We start from the raw sequence: 21,595 nt of genomic DNA on the forward strand, positions 1-21,595 counted from the left end.
CATGCCGGTACTGGTGATCACGGGCACGGGCACGGAGGTCGGCAAGACGGTCACGACGGCCGCGGTCGCTGCGGCCGCGCTGACCGCGGGCCGGTCGGTGGCGGTGTTGAAGGCCGCGCAGACGGGCGTGACGCCGGACGAGCGTGGCGACGCGGAGGAGGTCGCGCGGCTCGCGGGCGCGGTGACGACCGTGGAGGTCGCGCGGTATCCCGAGCCGTTGGCCCCGGCGACGGCCGCGCGGCGCGCGGGAAGGGCGCCGGTCCGGCCGCACGAGATCGCCGATGCCGCCGCCAAGCTGGCCGCCGAGCACGACCTGGTGCTGGTGGAAGGGGCGGGCGGGCTGCTCGTCCGCTTCGACGAGGCGGGCGGCACGCTGGCTGACGCGGCCGAGCTGATGGCGGCGCCGGTCCTGGTGGTGGCGTCGGCGGGTCTGGGCACCCTGAACACCACGGAGCTGACGGCGCGTGAACTGCGACGGCGGCGGCTGGACCTGCTCGGCGTGGTGATCGGCAGCTGGCCCGGGGCACCGGATCTGGCGTCGCGTTGCAATGTCGCTGATCTGCCGGACGTGGCGGCGGCGCCGCTGCTGGGTGCGGTGCCGGCGGGTGCGGGGGCGCTGACGCCCGCCGACTTCCGCGCCGGGGCGCCGAGCCGGCTGGCGCCCCGGCTGTTCGGGACGTGGGACGCGGAGGGGTTCCGCGGTCGGGCCGCGCCGTGAGACGGATCCCCCGCATGACGATCTGCGCCCGCGCCTTCCCTGACGTCTAGACGGCCTCGCTCTCGTCGCCCTCGGCGACGATCCGCACCAGTTCGATGCGCGAGCGGATCCCGAGCCGGGTGAAGACACCTCTCAGGTGGTGGTCGATGGTGCGCGGGCTGAGGGCGAGGCGGGCGGCGATCTCGCGGTTGGTGGCGCCCTCGGCGGCCATCCGGGCGATCAGGAGTTGCTGGGCCGTGAGGCGGGCCGTGGGGTGTTCCGCCGCGTTGGGGGTCGGTGCGGCGGGTGCGCCGAGGGCGCGCAGTTCGGTGCGGGCCTGGGTCGCGCAGTGCGGGGCGCCGAAGGAGTCGAACGCCTCCAGGGCGCTGTGCAGGCGGTCGCGTGCCTCCGTGCGGTGGCGCAGCCGACGCAGGGCGCTGCCGAACAGCAGCTCCGTGCGTGCCCGCTCGAAGTCGCGGGTGCCGTGGGAGTGCAGGTCGAGGGCCGTTCGGTAGTGCTCCACGGCTTCCTCCCCGGGGGCCAGCAGGGCTCGGCAGCGGGCGCTGAGGGCCAGGTCGTCGGGGCTGCGCACGGTGCTCGCCCAGCGGTGGTAGTCGGCGTGGGCGACGCGGGCGATGCGGGTGTCACCGGTACGTACGGCGGCCTCGACGTAGTGCGGCGTCGCCAGATGGCGGATGGCCCGGTGGCCGTGGCCGGGGCCGAATCCGGCCAGGGCGCGCAGTCGGGCGGCCGCGGCGGCGAAGCGGCCACTGCTCAGGTCCAGGTAGGCGAGCGCCCACTGGGCGAGGGCGGCCGGCAGGCCCAGGCCGCGGGCGAGGGCGTACGACCGTGCGGTCGCGGCACGTTCCCGGCAGAGGTCCGTGTCTCCGGTGAGCGCCGCGAACATGGCCAGGGCCGCCTGGAGATGACAGGCGCCGTTGTCCTGACCGGTGGCGTGTGCCTGCCACAGACCCTCCGCCGCGGCGGCCTCACCGGCCCGGGGGCGTCCGGTCCAGAAGTCGGCGTACGCGCGGAACTCCATCGCCTGTGCCACGGTCACCGGGGTCCCCCGCGCCCGGGCGGAGGAGGCCGCACGGAGAGTCGCGGTGGCCGCGCGGGTGTGGTCGCCGAGGAGCAGGGCGGCGATCCCGGCGTGGATCAGGACGGTCGGCTCGCCGCCCGGCCCGCACCGCCCGGCCGCCGCCTTGAGCAGGTCACGCGCGTCCTCGTACCGCCCGTCGAACGCGGCGACGAGCCCGCCGAGCGTGCCGGGTGCCACGACCCCGAGCCGGTCGGCGATCCGGACGGCCTCGCGCAGGCGGCGTATGTCTCCGGTGTACACGGCGGCTTCGGTGGCGCGGGCGAGGAGGCGTTCGGCACCGGCAGGGGCGCACGCGGAGATGGCAACTGATGCCGCGGCGGCGGCAGTCGGGGCCTCATGCGTGGCGGGCGCCACGGGAACCGGACCGGCGGGGGCGGCGGGGAGGGCTACGGGTCCCGAAGGGGCGTGGGCCAGGGACCGGGAGGCGCTGTCGGCGAGGGCTTCCCCCGGCAGGGAGCAGCGCACGTCCTCGGCAGCGGCCGCGGCCCGGTGGGCCCCGTCCGGGGCGCGCCCGGCGCCCGCGGCCGGCGGCCGAGCGCCCTCGTCCCCGGCGGCGCCCGCCGGCCACGAGCCCGCCCCCGCCCGCACCGCTCCCGTCAGCAACGCGTCGAACGCCTCCGCCGCGTTCCCCGACCGCAGAGCGAGCACCCCGGTCAGCGCGTCGTCGGTCCCGGCGGCGGCCAGCCTGCGCGCTCGGTCCCCGTCGCCCGTCTGCCAGGCGTACGCGGCAGCCCGGGCCATCAGGCGGGTCTGCTCGGACGGGTCGGGGCAGAGCGTGGCGGCGCGCTCCGCCAGCGCCCTGGCCAGAGGGAGGCGCCCCGCGGCGCCCGACTTGTGCGCGGCGGCGCCGAGTTCGGCCGCCAGGCGCCCGCTCGGGCCGAGCGCTCCCGCCCCCCGGTGCCAGGAGCGCCACGGCGTCTCGCCCTCGCCGCCCAGTACGCGGGCCAGCAGGCGGTGGACGTCGCGGCGGTCGTTCGGGGAGCCGGTCTCGTAGGCCGCGATCCGCGTCCACGCGTCGCGGAACACGACCCCGCCGGCTCCCGCGTGCGCGATCCCGGCCGCCTCCGCGGCGTCCAGGGACCGGGTGTCGAGGCGGGCGGCCATGACGGCGCGCAGGAAGGCGTCCGTGGAGACCGGGTACTGGTCGGCCGCGGCGAGCAGCAGCATCAGTCGGGTGTCGTCCGGCAACGCCCTGATCTCCGCCCGGCGTTCGCGCAGCAGCGACGGGGCCAGTTCGGCGGGGTCCGTCGGGAGCGGGTCGATGCCCGCCGCCTGGCGGTCGGTCAGGCGCTGGACCAGCTCCGCGGCGGCCCGCGGATCGCCGTGCACGGCACGCAGCACCCGGACGCGGACGCCTTCGGGAAGCGTGGTCGCGAGTCGTCGCCACGCGTCCGCGAGCAGCTGCGGTGGCGAAGTGCGCTCAAGAGGCTGGGGGTTCACCGGAGTCACCACACAGATGACGTTACTGGCGAGTTAATTGAACCGTAAAGACCGGCGATTTCGCCGATGCGGCGCGCGTAGACCCGGCCCGACACTCCTGGCAACCCCACACGTTTCAGGAGGCATCATGCAGCGCCACACGCGTCGCATCGCCACGGCCGCCTCGGCCCTGGCCGCATCGCTCCTTCTGTCACTGTCCCTCTCCCCCACGCCCGCGCACGCCGCCACCCACAACCCCGTCGTCTTCGTCCACGGCCTGAGCAGCTCGGCGAGCAGCTGGGACGAATGGACCGACTACTTCGAGGCCGACGGCTACACCTCCGCCGAGCTGGACGCCTGGTCGTACGACTGGGGCCAGTCGAACGCGACCACCGCCCAGCAGCTCGCGACCGAGATCAGAAACGTGCTCGCCCGGACGGGTGCCTCGAAGGTCGACCTGGTCGTCCACTCCATGGGCGCGCTCAGCTCCCGCTACTACCTCAAGAACCTCGGCGGGACGGCGTACGTCGACGACTTCGTCTCGACTGCCGGCGTGAACCACGGCACCTCCACCGCCTCGTGGTGTGCGTGGCTCTACACCTCCTGCGCGGAGATGAACACCGGCAGCTCGTTCCTCAGCTCCCTGAACTCCGGGGACGAGACCCCGGGCAGCGTGTCGTACGCCAGCTACTGGTCGAACTGCGACGACGCGCTCACGCCCGACACCACCGCGATCCTGAGCGGCGCGACGAACGTCAAGGTCGGCTGTGTCTCGCACACCGACATGAACAACGACCACGGCGTGTACGAACAGGTCCGGGACTTCATCGGCTGAGCCCGCCAGGAACGACCGGGAACGACGGCCACCGCGGCGGCGGGGGGTGCGTCGGCCCCGTACGGGGGACAATCAGGGTGAGTCCCGTCCCACCCGGGAGGTCCCCATGGCCGTACGGTCCGCCGGCTCCGGCAAGGTGTCACGGGGTTCCGTGCACCACCCGCTGTTCGCCCGTTTCTACGCCCGGATGAGCGTCAATGCCGAGACGCGGATGGGCATGGCCGGCATCCGCGACCGGCTGCTGTCCGGGCTGTCGGGCCGGGTGATCGAGATCGGCGCGGGCAACGGTCTGAACTTCGCCCACTACCCGAGCGCGGTCTCGGAGGTCGTGGCCATCGAACCGGAGCGCCTGCTACGGCAGTTGGCGGTGGAGTCCGCGCTGCGTGCCGGGGTTCCGGTGGACGTCGTACCGGGCGCGGCGGAGGCGCTGCCGGTCAAGAGCGAGGCTTTCGACGCGGTGGTGCTCTCGCTGGTGCTGTGCAGCGTGCGGGACGTGCCGCGGGCGCTCGGTGAGGTACGGCGGGTGCTGCGGCCGGGTGGCGTGGTGCGGTTCTTCGAGCACGGCCGGGGCGGCGGGCGCGCGATGCTCCTCACCCAGCGTGCGCTGGACCGGACGGTGTGGCCGCTGGTGAGCGGGGGCTGCCATGTCTCCCGTGACCCGGTCGCGGCGCTGCGCGAGGCAGGGTTCGAACTCGGCCCGTGCCGACGGGTGATGATGCCGGAGAACGGGCCGGTGCTCCCCTCGTCGTACTGCGTGCTGGGCACGGCGTGGCGGCCGGTGGAGGAGCGGCCCGTCTGATCACGGACGCCGCTTTCACAGACGCCGCTTCACAGACTCCACTGGCGCAGTTCGCGCGCGATGTCCTCGACCGAGGCCTCGCCGCTCTTGACCAGGCGCGCCAGATCACGCACCTGCTCGGGTGAGGTGACGACCTTGAGGCCGCTGGCGACGAGGTAGGCGTAGGCCACCGCGGAGGCGAACAGCGCGTTGGAGCGCTCCAGGGCCGGGACGTGGACGAGCAGTTGGAGCAGCGCCGCGGCGCGGGCCTGCGGACTGTCGTAGACGGGGGTGTCGAATATCTCCGCCTGGTGGCGGGCGACGGCGGCGACGAGAGCGCCCCAGTCGGTGACCTGGGGGTCCCCCGGAGTCCTCTTCTCGGCGAGCATCAGCAGCCAGGCGAGGTCGATGTTCAGATTGCTCAACGGATCAGCGACGACCTTCGTGCTCCGCGCCGAACTCCTCGGCGAAGACGGACTCGTACTGCTTCATGAAGTCGGCGGCGGCGTCCACGAACGCGTGCCCGACCTCCCCGGTGTCCTTTCTGACCAGCTCTTCGATGTAGCGGTTGACGCTCATGCCGCGAGCCAGGGCACGTTCGCGTGCCGCCCGGGCCGTGCCCTCGTCCACTCGCACGTTCAGCTGGGTCTTCGCCATACCTAAAAGCTAGCGCTTCGACGCTAGCAGCGGCAAGGGCCGCCGCCGTCACCCCGAAGACGGAGCGTGCCCCTTACATCGATATCAGGGACCCGACCTGGGGCGGAGACCGACCAGGACCTCGGGGGGATATCCGGTGTGCGGTGGATCACATTACGCTCGGCGGTGACGGCGAGTCGTTCCGTCCACGAGGAGGCGGTTTTGTCCACAGCAGCTGCCCAGTACGTCCCGGGCCCCGCGTCGGCCGACGGGGTCGCGGCCCGCGCACGAGGTCTGACCAAGGCGTACGGCTCGGGCGAGACGACGGTGCTCGCCCTCGACTCGGTGGACGTGGACATCGCGCGCGGCCGCTTCACGGCGGTCATGGGGCCGTCGGGTTCCGGTAAGTCCACGCTGATGCACTGCCTGGCGGGCCTGGACGACGTCTCGGCGGGGCAGGTGTGGCTCGGCGACACCGAGATCACCGGCCTTAAGGACCGCGAGCTGACCCGGTTGCGGCGGGACCGGATCGGCTTCATGTTCCAGTCGTTCAACCTCATTCCGACCCTGAACGCCGCCGAGAACATCACCCTGCCCATGGACATCGCGGGCAAGAAGGCCGACGAGAAGTGGCTGGACCAGGTCATCGAGACGCTGGGGCTACGTGACCGGCTCAAGCACCGGCCGTCCCAGCTCTCCGGCGGCCAGCAGCAGCGCGTCGCCTGCGCCCGCGCGCTGGCCTCCCGGCCCGAGCTGATCTTCGCGGACGAACCCACCGGCAACCTGGACTCGCGGGCCGGCCTGGAGGTGCTCGGGTTCCTGCGGGAGGCCGTCGACCAGCTGGGGCAGACCGTCGTCATGGTCACCCACGACCCGGGCGCCGCGGCCCACTCCGACCTGGTGCTCTTCCTCGGCGACGGGCGGATCGTCGACAAGATGGAGCGGCCGACGGCGGAGGCCGTGCTGGAGCGCATGCGCCTCTTCGCCGGAGGGAACCCCCAGGATCCCGGGTCCGACGTGAACCGCGGCCCGCTGGACGGCGGACCCGCGGCATCCGGGGAGCGCTGACCCCGTGCTCAAGGCGACGCTCAGGAGCTTCCTCGCCCACAAGGGACGGCTGATGCTCTCCGCCCTGGCGGTGATCCTCTCCGTGGCGTTCGTCGCGGGCAGCCTGATCTTCTCGGACACCGTCAGCCGCACCTTCGACCGGCTCTTCGCCTCCACCGCCGCCGACGTCACCGTCACCCCGAAGGAGACCCTCGACGAGACGGTGCCCTCGGGGCGGACGCTGACCCTGCCGGCGTCGCTCGCCGACCGCCTGTCCCAGGTCGACGGGGTCGCCGCGGCACGCGCGGAGGTCGACGTGGACGGCCTCACCGTCGCCGACGAGGACCGCGAGTCGGTGGGCCCGACCACCGGCGCCCCGACCATCGGCACCGCCTGGAACCCGACCGAGCGCAGCCCCGTGGAGCTCACCTCCGGCCACGCCCCCGAGGGTGGCGCGCAGGTGCTGATCGACGCGGACACCGCCGACGGCAAGGACGTACGGATCGGCGACCGGCTCACGGTCATCGGGCAGGAAGGGTCCTTCCCGGTCGAGGTCGTCGGCATCGTCACCTTCACGACCACCAACCCCGGTGCGGCGCTGGTCTTCTTCGACACCGAGGCGGCGCGAACGAAACTGCTGGGCGACCCGAAGGCGGCCACCTCCATCTCGCTCGACGCGGCCGACGGCGTGAGCGACGCGGAGCTCAAGCGGCGTGTGGCCGACGCCCTCGGCGCCGACGCGAACGCCGGCACCTACGAGCTGCGCACCGCCGACGAGCAGGCCGAGTCGGACGTCGAGCAGCTGGGCGGATTCCTCGACATCATCAAATACGTGATGCTCGGCTTCGCCGGGATCGCCGTACTCGTCGGCGTCTTCCTGATCGTCAACACCTTCTCGATGCTGATCGCCCAGCGCACCCGCGAACTGGGCCTGTTGCGGGCGCTCGGCGCGGACCGGCGCCAGGTGCGGCGCTCGGTCCTGACCGAGGCGCTGCTGCTCGGCCTGGTCGGCTCGACGCTGGGCCTCGCGGCCGGGATCGGACTGGCCGTCGGGCTCATCGAGCTGATGGGCCTGCTGGGCATGAACATCAGGGCGGCCGAGATGGTCATCGGCTGGGGGACACCGGTGACCGCGTACGTCGTCGGCCTCGGCGTCACCTTCGTCGCGGCGTACCTCCCGGCCCGGCGCGCGGCGGGGGTCTCACCGATGGCGGCCCTGTCGGATGCCGAGATCGCCGACATCGGACGGCCGCTGCGGCTGCGCGCGGTCGTCGGCTCGGTGGTCGGGGCGGCCGGTGCGGCGGCGCTCGTGGGCTGTGCCGTCTCGTCGCAGACGTCGACGGCGGCGTCCCTGCTGGGACTCGGGGTCATCCTGACCCTCGTCGCGACCGTGATCGCGGGACCGCTGCTCGTACGGCCCGTGATCCGGGTCCTCGGCGGGGCCTTCCCCGCGCTGTTCGGCCCGGTCGGCCGGATGAGCCAGCGCAACGCCCTGCGCAATCCGCGTCGCACGGGGGCCACGGCCGCCGCCCTGATGGTGGGGCTCGCACTGGTCGGCGGGATGTCGGTGGCGAGCGCCTCGATGACCAGGTCGTTCGACGAGCAGATCGACAAGACGCTGGGCGCCGACTTCGTCGTGCAGAACACCAACTTCGTGCCCTTCCCCCGGGAGATCACCGACCGGATCCGTGACACCGAGGGCGTGGGGCTGGTCGTCCGCTCGCAGTTCACGACGATCGCGGTGCGCCTCCCGGACGGCGACCGGGTGAAGACGACCGCCGTGGCCTACGAGCCCGAGCTCGACGAGGTCGCCGACATCACGTACGCGCGCGGCGACTCCGCGGCCGCGCTCGCGGACGGGCACCTCGCCATGGACAAGGACTTCGCCGAGGACCACGGCGTACGTGTCGGCGGCACCGTTCCCGTCGAGTTCCAGGGCGGCCGGCGGGCCGAGCTGACGGTGGGCGCCCTCACCGACCAGGAGTCAGCCGACGGGTTCGGCAGCCAGGGCGGCATCTTCTTCGGGCTGGGCACCCTGGAGAAGTACGCGCCGGGCGGGCAGGACGCGGCCGTGTACGTCAACGCCGCCTCCGGCACGAGCGCCGAGGACCTGCGGGCCGGCCTGGAGAAGACGCTCGACCCCTATCCCCAGGTGCAGGTCCGCGACATCGCCGACTACAAGGAGCTGGTGCACAACCAGATCGCGGTGCTGCTCTACCTCGTGTACGCCCTGCTCGGCCTCGCGATCATCATCGCGGTGCTCGGCGTGGTGAACACCCTCGCCCTGTCCGTCGTCGAGCGCACCCGGGAGATCGGGCTGCTCAGGGCCATCGGGCTGGCCCGGCGGCAGCTGCGCCGGATGATCCGGCTGGAGTCGGTGGTGATCGCCGTGTTCGGCGCGGTCCTGGGCCTCGCGCTGGGGCTCGTGTGGGGCGTGTGCACCCAACAGGTGCTGGCGTTGCAGGGTATGACGGCGCTCGCGATCCCCTGGGGCACGATCGTGGCGGTGATGATCGGCTCGGCGGTGGTGGGCGTGGTGGCGGCGCTGCTGCCCGCGCTGCGTGCCTCGCGCATGAATGTGCTGGCGGCCATCGCGCACGAGTGATGGAATCGCGGCAGGTGCTCAAGTCCCTTGCAGGTGAGGAGAGTTCGTGTCGCAACCGCAGAGCCCGCGTCCGTTCCGCTTCGGCGTCAACCTGATGACCTGCGCCCCGGCCGACGAGTGGCGGGCCAAGTGCCGCCGGGCCGAGGAGCTCGGCTACGACGTGATCCTGGTCCCCGACCATCTGGGCATGCCCGCGCCGTTCCCGGCCCTGGTCGCGGCGGCCCGTGCGACGGAGCGGCCGCGCCTGGGCACCTTCGTGCTCAACGCGGGCTTCTGGAACCCGGCGTTGCTCGCCCGTGAGGTCGCGACCACCGACGCGCTCACGGGCGGACGTCTCGAACTCGGCCTCGGCACCGGCTATGTGAAGGAGGAGCACGACACGGCGGGACTGCCGTGGCTCTCCCCCGGTGAGCGCGTGGACCATCTGCGGCGCACGATCGAGGAGCTGTACCGGTTGCTCGCGTCCGAGGAGTTCCCCCACTGGCGAATCCACTCGGGCGGGGGGACGCCCGCCACGCATGCGGTACAGCAGCCGCGGGTGCCGCTGCTCGTCGGCGGCAACGGCGACCGCGTGCTGCGCCTCACCGCCGAGCACGCCGACATCGCGGCCTTCACCGGCGCGCGTTCGGTGCGCGGGAGCTCGACGGGCAAGCTGGAGGTCATGCTCGCCGACGAGCTGGAGGAGCGTGTCGCGCTGTACCGCGAGCTGGCGGCGGCAGCGGACCGCGCGGAGCCGGAGCCGGCGGAGCTGAACCTGCTCGTGCAGTTCGTGCTCGACACCGACGACCGCGAGGCCGCCGTACAGCCCCTGCTGGAACGGGTCCCGTACCTCACACCCGAGCAGGTCCTGGAGCTGCCCATCGGCCTGATCGGTACCGTGGAGGAGATGACCGCCCAGGTGCTGGCGCGGCGCGAGCGGTTCGGGTTCACCTATCTGACCGTCCTCGAACCGAACATGGAGGCGTTCGCGCCGGTGCTGGCCCGGCTGCGCGGCAAGTAGCCGTCCGGATACTGGAATTCCGTGTTCCGTGCGGTCGCCCGTGATGGGATCACGGCATGACTGATCTGCGGATACGGGCCGCGACGGCCGACGACGTCGACATCGTGCTGGCCTTCTGGAAGACGGCCGCCGAAGGCACGAGCATCAGCGACGACCGGGACGGCGTGGAGCGGCTGGTCGCCCGCGACCCGCAGGCGCTCATCCTGGCGGAGCTGGACGGCGAGCTGGTCGGCACGGTGATCGCCGGCTTCGACGGCTGGCGCTGCCATCTGTACCGGCTGGCGGTGCACCCGGAGCGTCGCCGCCTCGGTATCGGCTCGGCACTGCTGGCCGCCGCGGAGGAGAGGTTCGCAGGGCTCGGCGGGCGCCGTGGTGACGCGATGGTGCTCCAGCGCAACGAGACCGCGCACCATGTCTGGCGCGCGGCCGGGTACACGCCGGAGGAACAGTGGCGGCGGTGGGTGAAGCACCTGACCGGCTGAGTCGAGCCCTCGACCGTCGGAACGAGGCCCTTTGCCCGCCCTTTACTATTGGTGGACCACTTCGGTCCCCCTCTGAAAGGTGTGAGCGTCCGCCCATGGGCGAGCCTCCCGGTACCCGACATCGCGCGATCCTCCCCACCCTGTCCGACCATGGGACGGAGGTGACCCGATGACCGAAGTGATCCTCCTGCTGGTGGCGATCCTGCTCTCGCTCGCCTGCGGTGCCTTCGTCGCGGCCGAGTTCTCGCTGACCACGGTCGAGCGCAGCGAGCTGGAGCGGGCCGTCGAACGCGGTGAGCGGGGCGCTTCGGGCGCCCTGAAGGCCGTACGGAACCTGACGTTCCAGCTCTCCGGCGCGCAGCTAGGCATCACGGTCACCAACCTGGTCGTCGGCATGCTCGCCGAGCCGTCGATCGCCAGGATGATCGCGGGCCCGCTGGAGTCGCTCGGCGTCTCCAGCTCGGCGTCCGGCTCGATCGCGCTCGTGATCGGTACGGCCCTGTCGACCATCGTCCTGATGGTCGTCGGCGAGCTGGTGCCCAAGAACTGGGCGATCTCCTCTCCCCTGGCCGTGGCGAAGACGGTCGGCAACGCGCAGCGCTGGTTCAGCGCGCTCTTCCGCCCCTTCATCACCCACCTCAACAACACGGCGAACCGCGTCGTGCGCCGCTTCGGGGTGGAACCCACCGAGGAGCTGGCCGCCGCACGCGGCCCCCAGGAGCTGGCCGCCCTCGCCCGGCACTCCGCCCGGGAGGGCGCCCTGGAGGCGGACACCGCCGAGCTCTTCGTACGGACCCTGAACCTGGCCGATCTGACCGCGGAGAACGTCATGACCCCACGCGTCCAGGTCATCGCCCTGGAGGCCCAGGCGACCTGCGAGGACGTGGCGAACGCGACGCGGGCGACCGGGCTGTCCCGGTTCCCCGTCTACCGCGGGAGTCTCGACTCGGTCGTGGGCACCGCGCACATCAAGGACGTCCTGGCGGTGCCCGCCGAGGCCCGTCCGCGCGTCTCCGTCGCCGAGCTGATGCGCGAGCCGCTCCTCGTCCCCGAGACGCTCACCGTGGACCGGCTCCTCGACCGGCTCTCCGGCAAGCGCACCATGGCCGTGGTCATCGACGAGTACGGCGGCACGGCCGGGGTGGCGACGCTGGAGGACATCGTCGAGGAGGTCGTCGGCGAGGTGCGGGACGAGCACGACCCGCACGAGACGCCCGACCTCGCCCAGGCGGGCAGTGACGACGAGGGCCGGACGCTGTACTCGGCCGACGGCTCGGCGCGCGTGGACCAGCTCGCGCGCGTGGGCCTGCGGGCCCCCGAGGGGCCCTACGAGACCCTGGCCGGTCTCGTCGCGGCGGAGCTCGGCCGTATCCCCTCCGTCGGTGACCGCGTCGAGGTCGCCGGCTGGCGGCTGGACGTGGTGGACGCCGCGGGGCGCCGGGCCGCACGCGTACTGCTGCACGCGCCGTTCGACGACGACTCGACGGAGAACGAGAAGGAGACCGGGCGATGACCGCCGTACAGCTGTTCATCGGCTTCCTGACGCTGGTCGTCAACGCCTTCTTCGTGGGCGCCGAGTTCGCGCTGATCTCCGTACGGCGCTCACAGATCGAGCCGTACGCCGACCAGGGCGACCGGCGCGCCAAGAGCGTGCTGTGGGGACTCCAGCACGTGTCGGCGCTGATGGCGGCCGCGCAGCTCGGCATCACGCTGTGCACGCTGGTGCTCGGCGTGGTCGCGGAACCCGCCATCGAGCACCTGCTGGAGCCGGTGTTCCACGCGGTGGGCGTGCCGGAGGGCGCCGGGCACGTGGTCTCGTTCGTGATCGCGCTGACGCTGGCGACCTATCTGCACATGCTGCTCGGCGAGATGGTGCCGAAGAACATCGCGCTGGCCGAGCCGGTCCGCAGCGCGCTGCTGCTCGGTCCGCCGCTGGTCACGCTGTCCCGGGCGCTGCGGCCCGTGATCTTCACGATCAACGCCTTCGCCAACGCGCTGCTGAAGCTGCTGCGCGTCGAGACCAAGGACGAGGTCACGGCCACCTTCTCGGACGCCGAGCTGGCCCGGCTGGTACGCGACTCCGGCGAGGCCGGCCTCATCGACGACCGCGCCCGGGAGCGGCTGCACGACGCGCTGGAACTGGGCCGTCGGCCCGTCCGTGACGTGGTGCTCCCGCTGGAGAGCGTCGTCTACGCGCGCGTGGGCGTCACGCCGGAGGAGCTGGAGGGACTGTCGGCCGAGTCGGGCTTCTCCCGCTTCCCGGTCGTCGACGAGGGCCGCCGCATCGTCGGCTACCTGCATGTGAAGGACGCCCTGGACAGCTCTCCGCGGGACGTGCCGTTCCAGGTGGGCGACATGCGGCCGATCGCGAGCGTCCGGGAGAGCACGCCACTGGACGACGTCCTGACGGCCATGCGGGGCAGCCGCACGCACCTGGCGGCCGTACTGGGCGGCGACGGCCGGCTTGCGGGGCTCGTGACCATGGAGGACGTGCTGCGGGAGCTGTTCGGACAGCGGGCCTGACGCCGGGGCTGCCGACGGCGACCGGGCCGACCGACCGATGGGTATGGTGCTCGGGCTACCATTTCTGTCGCCATGCAGACGAACCCCACATACAGCAGCCTGGTCGCGGTCGGCGACTCCTTCACCGAGGGCATGTCGGACCTGCTCCCGGATGGTTCCTACCGGGGCTGGGCCGACCTCCTCGCCGGGCGGATGGCCGCCCGCTCACCCGACTTCCGGTACGCCAACCTGGCGGTGCGCGGAAAGCTGATCAGGCAGATCGTCGACGAGCAGGTCGACGTGGCGGCCGCCATGGGCGCCGATGTGATCACGCTGGTCGGCGGGCTCAACGACACCCTGCGGCCCAAGTGCGACATGGGACGGGTGCGCGGACTCCTGGAGGAGGCTGTGGAGAAACTCGCCCCGGCGTGCCGACAGCTGGTGCTGATGCGCAGCCCGGGGCGGCAGGGGCCGGTCCTGGAGCGCTTCCGGCCCCGTATGGAGGAGCTGTTCGCCTGCGTCGACGAGCTGGCCGCCCGGCACGGCGCGATCGTCGTCGACCTGTACGGGGCGCCGTCGCTCGGCGACCCCCGCCTGTGGGACGTGGACCGGCTGCATCTGACGGCCGAGGGGCATCGCCGGGTCGCGGAGGCGGTGTGGCAGACGCTCGGCTACGACCCCGAGGACACCGAGTGGCGCACCCCGATGCCGGCCACGCTGCCGCCGGGGTGGGCCGCGCGGCGGGTCGCGGACGCCCGGTTCGCCCGGCAGTACCTTCTGCCGTGGATCGGGCGGCGGCTGACGGGCCGGTCGTCCGGCGACGGGCTGCCGGCGAAGCGGCCTGAGCTGCTTCCGTACGAGGGGTCGGGGGCGTAGGCCCGCGACAGGGACGCGAACAGCAGGGTGCCGGGCCGTGGCCCGGCACCCTGTGCGTCACCTACGGGACGCGGCCCGGCTGCGCCGGTACAGGACGGTTCCGGCGATCAGCAGTGCCCCGCTGGCGGCGATGCCTCCGATGACGCTCTCAGCGCCGGTCTCGGGCATGTGCGGGTGCTCGGGCTTGCCGGGCGGCGTCTTGGACGGAGGGGGCGTCGGCTCGGGCTTGTCCTCGCCGTACCCGTGCCCGTAGCCATCCGGCTCCTCGCCGTAGCCGTAGCCCGGCTTCTCGTCGCCGTCGCCGTAGCCGTGGTCCTTGGGCTTCTCCTCCCCGTACCCGTAGCCGTAGCCGTGGTCCTTCGGCTTCTCCTCGCCGTAGCCGTAGCCGTGATCCTTGGGCTTCTCGTCGCCGTAGCCGTAGCCATGGTCCTTCGGCTTCTCATCGCCGTAGCCGTAACCGTGATCCTTCGGCTTGTCGTTCCCGTAGCCGTGATCCTTGGGCTTCTCGTCCCCGTAGCCGTAGCCATGGTCCTTCGGCTTCTCGTCCCCGTAGCCGTAACCGTGGTCCTTCGGCTTGTCGTTCCCGTAGCCGTGATCCTTGGGCTTCTCGTCCCCATAGCCGTAGCCATGGTCCTTCGGCTTCTCATCGCCGTAGCCGTAGCCGTGATCCTTCGGCTCCTCGGCGCCGTAGCCGGAGTTGCCCCATCCCGAGGTGCTGTTTCCAGGAGCGGACTCCGGCGCATTCCACTCGCTGAATTTGTCGTTCAGCTTGTCGAATCTGTTCTGCATCTCGCCGAAGTTGTCATGCATCTTCTGGAGCTTTTCATCGACCGCGTTCAGCCCGTCCGAGCCCCATGGATCCGTACGGCCCGACAGTGCAGCGGCGGAGTTCACCACGGTCCCCTGCATATGTGGGGCCGCGGCCGCACATGTGCCGTACAGAGAAAGGGCGCTTGTCGTGGCAGCGGCCACGATCAATCCCCTGGTCAGGGCTTGTCGCATTCTCGTTGTCTTTCTCTCGGGCGGAATGGGGAAACCGGCGCCGGTCATGGACGCGGGCGTGCCGGTTGCCAGGATTCGCGAGGTCGTCGCAGGAGCCGTGATGCCTCACGTTTCACACTCGCCACGACGTCCAGACTATGAACGAAATATGGAGGTCTGAGGAAGCCAGGACGCGTCGACGGCCGGGTAATTCACCCGATCGCCCGTCGTGACGAGAAAGGAGGCCGTCGCACACGCGTCTCGCATCAGCCTCGCAAGCCGCTCGCAGCCGGTCTCGCGGACCGGCGGAAGGACGGCGCGCCGAGCACCTCTGACCTGGGGTACTCGGGACCGCAGGGGCGACCGGGGGCCCGCTGGGCGCCGGGTAAACTCCGTACACGTGACTTCTGCGCCCGCCAAGCCCCGCATCCCGAACGTCCTCGCCGGACGCTACGCCTCCACCGAGCTCGCCACGCTCTGGTCCCCCGAGCAGAAGGTGAAGCTGGAGCGGCAGCTCTGGCTCGCCGTGCTGCGGGCCCAGAAGGACCTCGGCATCGAGGTGCCGGAGGAGGCGCTCGCCGACTACGAGCGCGTCCTGGACACCGTCGACCTGGCCTCCATCGCCGAGCGCGAGAAGGTCACGCGGCACGACGTGAAGGCGCGGATCGAGGAGTTCAACGACCTCGCCGGGCACGAGCACGTGCACAAGGGCATGACGTCCCGCGACCTCACGGAGAACGTCGAGCAGCTCCAGATCCGGCTCTCGCTGGAGCTGATCCGCGACCGCACGGTGGCCGTGCTGGCCCGTCTGGGCAAGCTGGCCGGTGAGTACGGCGAGCTGGTCATGGCCGGCCGCTCCCACAACGTCGCCGCGCAGGCCACGACGCTGGGCAAGCGCTTCGCGACCGGCGCCGACGAGCTGCTCGTCGCCTACGGGCGGGTCGAGGAGCTACTGGGCCGTTATCCGCTGCGCGGCATCAAGGGCCCGGTCGGCACCGCGCAGGACATGCTCGACCTGCTCGGCGGGGACGCGTCGAAGCTGGCGGACCTGGAGGACCGGATCGCCGGGCACCTGGGCTTCGCGCAGGCGTTCACCTCGGTCGGCCAGGTCTACCCCCGCTCCCTCGACTACGAGGTCGTCACCGCGCTGGTGCAGCTGGCCGCCGCGCCGTCCTCGCTGGCGAAGACGATCCGGCTGATGGCCGGGCACGAGCTGGTGACCGAGGGCTTCAAGCCGGGCCAGGTCGGCTCCTCCGCGATGCCGCACAAGATGAACACCCGCTCCTGCGAGCGCGTCAACGGCCTGATGGTCATCCTGCGTGGCTACGCCTCCATGACCGGCGAGCTGGCGGGCGACCAGTGGAACGAGGGCGACGTCTCCTGCTCGGTGGTGCGCCGGGTCGCGCTGCCGGACGCGTTCTTCGCGCTGGACGGTCTGCTGGAGACGTTCCTGACGGTGCTGGACGAGTTCGGAGCGTTCCCGGCGGTCGTGGCCCGTGAGCTGGACCGCTACCTCCCCTTCCTCGCCACCACCAAGGTGCTGATGGGCGCGGTGCGCGCGGGCGTCGGCCGTGAGGTCGCGCACGAGGCCATCAAGGAGAACGCCGTCGCCTCCGCGCTGGCGATGCGCGAGCAGGGCGCCGAGCGCAACGAACTGCTCGACAAGCTGGCCGCCGACGAGCGCATCCCGCTCGACCGCGCCCAGCTGGACGCGCTGATGGCCGACAAGCTGTCCTTCACGGGCGCCGCGGCCGACCAGGTCGGCGTCGTCGTGGGCCGGGTCGAGGAGATCGTGAAGCAGCGCCCGGAGGCCGCCGGTTACACCCCGGGGGCCATCCTCTAGCGCGTCGCACGGCATGGCGCGCTTCACCGCGGAGCAGTTGGAGGCCGCCCGCGACCGTCTGGTACCGGACGTCGTCGCGGACGGTCTCCATGTGCTGTTCTGCGGCATCAACCCCGGTCTGATGACGGCCGCCACCGGCTATCACTTCGCCCGCCCCGGCAACCGGTTCTGGCCGGTGCTGCTTCTCTGCACTTCACTCGAAAGGGTGGGGAGGGGTATGTGGCTGGGCAGGGACGTGCTCCGTTGATGAGGGGGCAGTGGGGTGTGGTGGGGCGAAACCAGCGGGTTCCAGGATTCTGAGGGTCGCTCTCGCGGGAACCTGCTGGGACAGTGGATGTTCTTGGCCAACTGGCATGCGGGTTCCGGTCAGGATTACTTCTGACAAGCTGTGTCGCCCAGTCGACTGGCCACATACTGAGGCCAGTCGATCATGGGGGTCCGATGAGTCTCACAGACGCATATCTAGGTGCTGCGACTCAGGCGGTGACCTTGCTGGGTGCGCCGGAAGTCGCTACTTCCTGGGAGAAGACCAGCGCCTTGCCGGAGATGACCGTTGGCGGTTTGGCCGGTCATCTCGCATACCAGGTCTTCAGCGTGACTCCGGCCCTGCTGGATTCCACGTCGCAGGAGGCGCCGATCCCGCTTCTCGAGCACTACTCCCGCGCCGCGTGGATCGATGCGCCACTTGACGGTGAGGTGAACGTCGGCATCCGGGCGAAGGGTGAGGACATCGCGTCCGAGGGTGCTCAAGTGCTGCTGGAGCACGCCCGCGCGGCACTTGCCGAACAGGAGATTGCCCTTCCGAAGGTTCGGAGTGACTGGGTCGTGTTCATGCCCCAGACGGGGTGGGCTCTGAGCCTCGACGACTTCCTTGTGACGCGCATGATGGAGCTCGCCGTTCACATGGACGACCTGGCGGTCAGCGTGGGCATCGCTGCGCCGGAACTCTCGACCACCGCATTTGATCCCGTGCTGACTTTGCTGGCCAGACTCGCCGCCCGCCGACACGGCCAAGCAGCGTTGCTGCGCGCTCTGGCCCGCGCAGAGCGGGCGCCATCGGCGATCAACGCCCTCTGAGCCGCTCATCACGATCGTCCGGCGTGGATAGCTGGCCAGCAGTGATCCTCCTTCCTGCGGGCTGTCGGGATTCCGAGGTCGACGGCCGGGCGTCGGGCTCGGCGTTGGGTTTCCTCGCGCTTTGCGCGGAGGAAGGTGAGTGTGAGGTTGATGCCTTCGACCTCGCCGATCCAACGCTCGTCCTGGGCCCGCCGCAGGCGGGCAAGCAGGTCGGCTTCGAGTTCTTCGAGTCGGTCCAGCATCTTCGGGTTGATATGCAGCATCGGGCAGCGGATGCAGGCGTGTTCGTGCTGGCAGGGGGTGCCGTAGGGGCGTCCGCAGGAGCCAAGTTCGACCTTTCGGCGGTCGAAGTGCTCCTCGAACTCGTCCCATTCCTGGTCCGTCGTGTCGCGGTATTCGCCCTCGGGCCGAACCTCGCGCCGCCGGTGCAGGTGCTCCTGGTAGTGCCGGACGACGTCCTCGTCGAAGACCGCGACGTAACCGCGGGTGGTCTGGATGTTGAGGTGGCCCAACAAAGCCGCTCCGATGTGGATCGGCAGGCCGCTGTTGACCAGCTCGGTGGCGAAGATCCGACGGAAGTCATGCGGGGTGAACTTCAGCCCGCGGAAACCGTGGTGGACCTCGGCGAGAGCCCGGCCCCGCCGACTGATCATCTCCTGGATGGCGGCGGTGCTGAAGACGGCAGGAGTTGTGCCGTTCTGCCGTTGGAAGAGGAACGGCATGGGGGCACCCCACTCTTTGTCGTGCGGGTCGTACCGGCTGACGAGAGGGATCGGGCGGCCGGTGCGGGTGTGCCGGCGAATGATCGATGCGACGACGTGGAAGAGTTCTGCGGACATCGGAATCACGCGTTCACGGTCGGTCTTCGACGGAGCGATCACCAGCAACGCGATGACCTCACCATTTGCCCGCTGGTATTGCCGAACGCTCAGGTGGGTGAGCTCGACGAGCTCTTCCACCCGTACTCCGGAGTGCCGCAGAGTCTCCACTGCGGCCCACTCCCAGAAGGCTGCTTCTTCCTCGGTTCCGATGTGGATGAGCTGGCCGCTGGACTCTTCCATGACGCGGGTCGGGACCGCGTCGCCGTGCCGGAGGAGCTTGCGGTCGGCTTCCGTGATGACGCGCTGGTAGTCGGTCCCGTCATGGGCGAAGCGTTCTCCCTCCGTGGCCTTGTTGGCCCGCTCCAGGAGCAAGCGGGCACGGTCGTAGCGCGTCTCCACGTGCTCAACCAGCACGGGCAGCAGGGGCTGACGCTGGCGGGTGCGATTGGCGGAACGCTCGTTGATCCGTCGGCGGCGGGCACCGAGGCCGTGCAGTTCGCTGGGCGGAACGGGACACGGGGCGACCCAGGCTGCCCAGCGTTCCGGTTCCTCGGCCGCCCAGGTGTGCAGGTCGTAGTAGAAGCTGCGGACCGCGATGATGATGCTGTCCTGGCCGTCGCGAGGCTTGCCGTTGTCCTTGACAGTGATCATCTGTCGCCAGACCGCGTAGTGCTCGGGAGAGATCCGCAGGTCAGCCTGGCTGGGGTTGACGCGCTCGATCTTCTCCCAGAAATGATGGGCGACCAGCAGGACGAGGTTCTTCAGCGTGGAATAGTCGGTGTCCGCCCGGCGCCGGGTGAAGTAGTCGATCAGCAGTGCCCGCACCTGCTGATTGCGGATCGGGTATCGGTCAACGATCTCCTCGACGGTGCGTTGACCGCGCATCAGTGCGGCCCTCAGCGTGGGAGGCGTCGCGGGCGGGAAGTGCCCCATGGCGTGCAGGACATTCCACATCCCCTGCCCGACCAGCCGGTTGGCCACCTTGTTCCCCGGCTGAAGAGCGCTGCGTGCCCGGCGGTTTTCCTGCGTGAAGTGCAGCACCGCCGGCGGCGTCACATCGCTCAGTGCGACTCCCTGGACCAACAGGAGTGTGCTCAGCTCGGCCATGGCCTCTCGACGGTGGATATGCCGCAGCGGGAGCGCTTGGACCTGCGCGGCGTACTTGTCGAGGAGCGGGTCGTCTTGGGCCGCGACGAACATCGGCGCAAAGTTGTGCAGGACGTTGCGCCGGAAGGTGAGGAGGGACGGCTGGATGACCCGCAGGCAGTAGAGCGCCCGGATCCCCGGTGTGATGGCCAAGCCGGTTGAGCGTCGGGTTCCGAGTGTGTTCGCGGCGATCAATCCTTGTCCGACAGGGCTGGCATCCCATCGTTCCTGCCATGTCTGGCCAGGGAAGCCGAGCAAGTACTCCAGGACACATTGGGTGGCCTGTGCTCGCTGGTTGCGGGTCACCAGGCAGGCGTCCATCCAGACCGTTGCGGCGAGTCGGCCGATGTGAGCGACGGAGGCTGTGGAGAGGTCCCCGTGCGGGCAGGGCAGGACAGCGGCAACAGCCGCTTCAGGCTTGATCGCTCCTCCGACGAATCGGCTGGCGAACTCAAGACCTTCGGCAACCGGTCCGTGCCGTCGGCTGGCCCCCGTGGTGGTGCTGAGCTGGGACTTAGGCACCGAACACCGCCGCGATGTCGTCGGCGTCGTAGCCAGTGGGGTAGCTCCGTTCGACGCGCGGAGTGTTGTAGTGCTCGGTGAGCTTGTCGAACAGCTCCTCGATGCGCACCGTCAGATAGCGGCTGGTGGTCTGGATGTTGGCGTGCCGCAGGATGGCCTGCACCTCGGGCAGCGTGAGCTTGCCGCCGTTCGCCATGCGGCTCGCGGCAGTGTGGCGCAGGTCGTGCAGCGTCCAGTTCGTGCCCAGCACCTCGTTGGCGCGCTGGATGACGCGCCGCATCGCCCAGTAGGACAAGGGCCGGTCCTGGCCTCGGCGAGTCCGCCACAGAGACTCGTCTTCTGGCGGGGTCCCGATCTCGTCGAGGTAGCGGGCCAGCCGCAGGAACGCCTGCGGCGAGGCCGGAATGGGCTCTCGCTCCCGCGACCCTTTCGAGATCACATAGACACGCTGGCCAGCCCAGTCGAGGTCACCGATGCCGACGCCGAGCAGTTCCTCGGCCCGGGCGCCGCTGGAGACGTAGAACTCCAGGAGTGCGCGGTCGCGTTCGCACCCCATGCGCTCAAAGAGCTCGTCCCAGAGGTGATCGGGGATCGACCGCGGGGGCCGGTCAGCCACCTTCTGCCGGAGCCTGGCCCGGCCCAGCACCGGCCTCGGCTCCAGCGGACTGCGATGGGCAAGGGCCCGGCGTCGCTGCGGTGAGACCGGGACGGGGTTGGTAACCGGCCCGTTGCCCTGGTGGCCGTGGAATTCGTAGAACCCGCTCACCACGGACAGCGCGTGGTTGATCGTCCGTGGCGCGTAGCCGACACGCAGGACCGGCTTGCCCGTTCGCAGGTTCACCGAGCCCGGGGCGGGGCCATCGGTCGATGTCCGCTCCCGCTGGGGGTTCGGCGCCGTGCGTAGCCACCCGGTCAGCGCCGCTGTCTCGGCCTCGGTTGCCTTCTCCCAACCGACCCCGAGCAGCCACAGAAGGCGGAACCAGCGCAGCAGCCCGTACCCATAGCTCCGAATCGTCAGCGGGCTGCTGTCATGCAACGCCAGGTCGCGTAGGTACTCAGTGGCCGGAGCGATCTCGTCGTCGTACCCGTTGACGACGATGTACGGAGGATGAGCCCTCCTGACCCGGACCACCGCCCCAACACGGGGGATGTCCGCCCGCCCCTCCATCAGTTCATGCCGCAGGTCCACTCGCACTCTCCTCGTTGATCTCGGGTACCGACACCGA

The 21,595-nt window shown here is 70.8% G+C and carries 18 protein-coding genes and 1 pseudogene; 13 read left to right on the forward strand and 6 right to left on the reverse strand.

The features are described from left to right. Position 1 precedes the first annotated feature (1 nt). Positions 2–718 (forward strand): dethiobiotin synthase, encoded by a 717-nt coding sequence (bioD, locus tag ACFU95_RS10505; RefSeq protein WP_383824685.1) that lies wholly within the window; start codon positions 2–4, stop codon positions 716–718. A 46-nt stretch (positions 719–764) separates the two neighbouring features. Here the strand turns inward: bioD and ACFU95_RS10510 are convergent, their stop codons facing one another. Next, the gene (locus tag ACFU95_RS10510; protein ID WP_383824991.1) at positions 765–3,248 is read right to left on the reverse strand and encodes a LuxR C-terminal-related transcriptional regulator; all 2,484 of its coding nucleotides are present in this window, start codon (positions 3,246–3,248) and stop codon (positions 765–767) included. A gap of 118 nt (positions 3,249–3,366) precedes the next feature. Here ACFU95_RS10510 and ACFU95_RS10515 point away from each other — a divergent pair, with 118 nt between their 5' ends. Together ACFU95_RS10515 and ACFU95_RS10520 are read left to right on the forward strand one after the other, a co-directional pair. Continuing rightward, the gene (locus ACFU95_RS10515; protein ID WP_383824688.1) at positions 3,367–4,053 is read left to right on the forward strand and encodes an esterase/lipase family protein; all 687 of its coding nucleotides are present in this window, start codon (positions 3,367–3,369) and stop codon (positions 4,051–4,053) included. Positions 4,054–4,159: 106 nt separating this feature from the next. Then, positions 4,160–4,852, forward strand: coding sequence for a class I SAM-dependent methyltransferase (locus ACFU95_RS10520; protein ID WP_383824691.1), 693 nt, complete (start codon positions 4,160–4,162; stop codon positions 4,850–4,852). Between the two features lie 29 nt (positions 4,853–4,881). Here the strand turns inward: ACFU95_RS10520 and ACFU95_RS10525 are convergent, their stop codons facing one another. Both ACFU95_RS10525 and ACFU95_RS10530 read right to left on the reverse strand, forming a co-directional pair. Then, positions 4,882–5,256 (reverse strand): fic family toxin-antitoxin system, toxin component, encoded by a 375-nt coding sequence (locus ACFU95_RS10525; RefSeq protein ID WP_383824694.1) that lies wholly within the window; start codon positions 5,254–5,256, stop codon positions 4,882–4,884. 4 nt (positions 5,257–5,260) lie between these two features. Further along, positions 5,261–5,488 carry an antitoxin gene (locus tag ACFU95_RS10530; RefSeq protein WP_383824697.1) on the reverse strand — a complete coding sequence of 76 codons (228 nt, stop codon included), beginning with the start codon at positions 5,486–5,488 and terminating at the stop codon, positions 5,261–5,263. A gap of 201 nt (positions 5,489–5,689) precedes the next feature. On the opposite strand from ACFU95_RS10530, the gene ACFU95_RS10535 reads away from it, so the two are divergent. The 7 genes from ACFU95_RS10535 to ACFU95_RS10565 all read left to right on the forward strand — a co-directional run bounded on the left by ACFU95_RS10535 (position 5,690) and on the right by ACFU95_RS10565 (position 13,979). Then, on the forward strand, positions 5,690–6,535 hold the full coding sequence (locus ACFU95_RS10535) for an ABC transporter ATP-binding protein (protein WP_383824700.1): 846 nt from the start codon (positions 5,690–5,692) through the stop codon (positions 6,533–6,535). A 4-nt stretch (positions 6,536–6,539) separates the two neighbouring features. Next, the gene (locus tag ACFU95_RS10540) at positions 6,540–9,119 is read left to right on the forward strand and encodes an ABC transporter permease (protein WP_383824703.1); all 2,580 of its coding nucleotides are present in this window, start codon (positions 6,540–6,542) and stop codon (positions 9,117–9,119) included. Between the two features lie 46 nt (positions 9,120–9,165). After that, positions 9,166–10,119 (forward strand): LLM class F420-dependent oxidoreductase, encoded by a 954-nt coding sequence (locus ACFU95_RS10545; RefSeq protein WP_383824706.1) that lies wholly within the window; start codon positions 9,166–9,168, stop codon positions 10,117–10,119. 56 nt (positions 10,120–10,175) lie between these two features. Then, entirely contained in the window at positions 10,176–10,601 is a 426-nt protein-coding gene (locus tag ACFU95_RS10550) for a GNAT family N-acetyltransferase (protein ID WP_383824709.1), read from the forward strand. A 169-nt stretch (positions 10,602–10,770) separates the two neighbouring features. After that, positions 10,771–12,114 (forward strand): hemolysin family protein, encoded by a 1,344-nt coding sequence (locus ACFU95_RS10555; RefSeq protein WP_383824712.1) that lies wholly within the window; start codon positions 10,771–10,773, stop codon positions 12,112–12,114. Further along, positions 12,111–13,124, forward strand: coding sequence for a hemolysin family protein (locus ACFU95_RS10560; RefSeq protein WP_383824715.1), 1,014 nt, complete (start codon positions 12,111–12,113; stop codon positions 13,122–13,124). The genes ACFU95_RS10555 and ACFU95_RS10560 overlap by 4 nt, the downstream gene beginning before the upstream one ends. Before the next feature lie 72 nt (positions 13,125–13,196). After that, positions 13,197–13,979, forward strand: coding sequence for an SGNH/GDSL hydrolase family protein (locus ACFU95_RS10565; protein ID WP_383824720.1), 783 nt, complete (start codon positions 13,197–13,199; stop codon positions 13,977–13,979). A 57-nt stretch (positions 13,980–14,036) separates the two neighbouring features. Here ACFU95_RS10565 and ACFU95_RS10570 read toward each other — a convergent pair whose 3' ends face one another. Then, on the reverse strand, positions 14,037–14,873 hold the full coding sequence (locus tag ACFU95_RS10570; RefSeq protein WP_383824723.1) for a hypothetical protein: 837 nt from the start codon (positions 14,871–14,873) through the stop codon (positions 14,037–14,039). A 487-nt stretch (positions 14,874–15,360) separates the two neighbouring features. On the opposite strand from ACFU95_RS10570, the gene purB reads away from it, so the two are divergent. From purB to ACFU95_RS10585, 3 genes and pseudogenes are all read left to right on the forward strand, one after another. Then, positions 15,361–16,803, forward strand: a complete 1,443-nt coding sequence (purB, locus tag ACFU95_RS10575) for an adenylosuccinate lyase (protein ID WP_383824726.1) — start codon at positions 15,361–15,363, stop codon at positions 16,801–16,803. Between the two features lie 13 nt (positions 16,804–16,816). After that, positions 16,817–16,984, forward strand: a pseudogene (locus ACFU95_RS10580) (uracil-DNA glycosylase family protein); the annotation flags it as partial. Between the two features lie 260 nt (positions 16,985–17,244). Continuing rightward, positions 17,245–17,880 carry a maleylpyruvate isomerase N-terminal domain-containing protein gene (locus ACFU95_RS10585; RefSeq protein WP_383824729.1) on the forward strand — a complete coding sequence of 212 codons (636 nt, stop codon included), beginning with the start codon at positions 17,245–17,247 and terminating at the stop codon, positions 17,878–17,880. A gap of 8 nt (positions 17,881–17,888) precedes the next feature. On the opposite strand, the gene ACFU95_RS10590 is transcribed toward ACFU95_RS10585, so the two are convergent. Continuing rightward, entirely contained in the window at positions 17,889–20,000 is a 2,112-nt protein-coding gene (locus tag ACFU95_RS10590) for a tyrosine-type recombinase/integrase (RefSeq protein ID WP_383824732.1), read from the reverse strand. A gap of 361 nt (positions 20,001–20,361) precedes the next feature. After that, positions 20,362–21,558 (reverse strand): tyrosine-type recombinase/integrase, encoded by a 1,197-nt coding sequence (locus ACFU95_RS10595; protein ID WP_383824735.1) that lies wholly within the window; start codon positions 21,556–21,558, stop codon positions 20,362–20,364. Positions 21,559–21,595 lie beyond the last annotated feature (37 nt).

Source organism: Streptomyces sp. NPDC057623 (assembly GCF_042800355.1).
Lineage (GTDB): Bacteria > Actinomycetota > Actinomycetes > Streptomycetales > Streptomycetaceae > Streptomyces.

Coding starts and splice junctions, on each gene's coding strand:
- ACFU95_RS10520 (WP_383824691.1), top strand. CDS start 4,160: ATGGCCGTACGGTCCGCCGGCTCCGGCAAGGTGTCACGGGGTTCCGTG.
- ACFU95_RS10515 (WP_383824688.1), top strand. CDS start 3,367: ATGCAGCGCCACACGCGTCGCATCGCCACGGCCGCCTCGGCCCTGGCC.
- ACFU95_RS10560 (WP_383824715.1), top strand. CDS start 12,111: ATGACCGCCGTACAGCTGTTCATCGGCTTCCTGACGCTGGTCGTCAAC.
- ACFU95_RS10555 (WP_383824712.1), top strand. CDS start 10,771: ATGACCGAAGTGATCCTCCTGCTGGTGGCGATCCTGCTCTCGCTCGCC.
- bioD (WP_383824685.1), top strand. CDS start 2: ATGCCGGTACTGGTGATCACGGGCACGGGCACGGAGGTCGGCAAGACG.
- ACFU95_RS10530 (WP_383824697.1), bottom strand. CDS start 5,488: ATGGCGAAGACCCAGCTGAACGTGCGAGTGGACGAGGGCACGGCCCGG.
- ACFU95_RS10585 (WP_383824729.1), top strand. CDS start 17,245: ATGAGTCTCACAGACGCATATCTAGGTGCTGCGACTCAGGCGGTGACC.
- ACFU95_RS10550 (WP_383824709.1), top strand. CDS start 10,176: ATGACTGATCTGCGGATACGGGCCGCGACGGCCGACGACGTCGACATC.
- ACFU95_RS10565 (WP_383824720.1), top strand. CDS start 13,197: ATGCAGACGAACCCCACATACAGCAGCCTGGTCGCGGTCGGCGACTCC.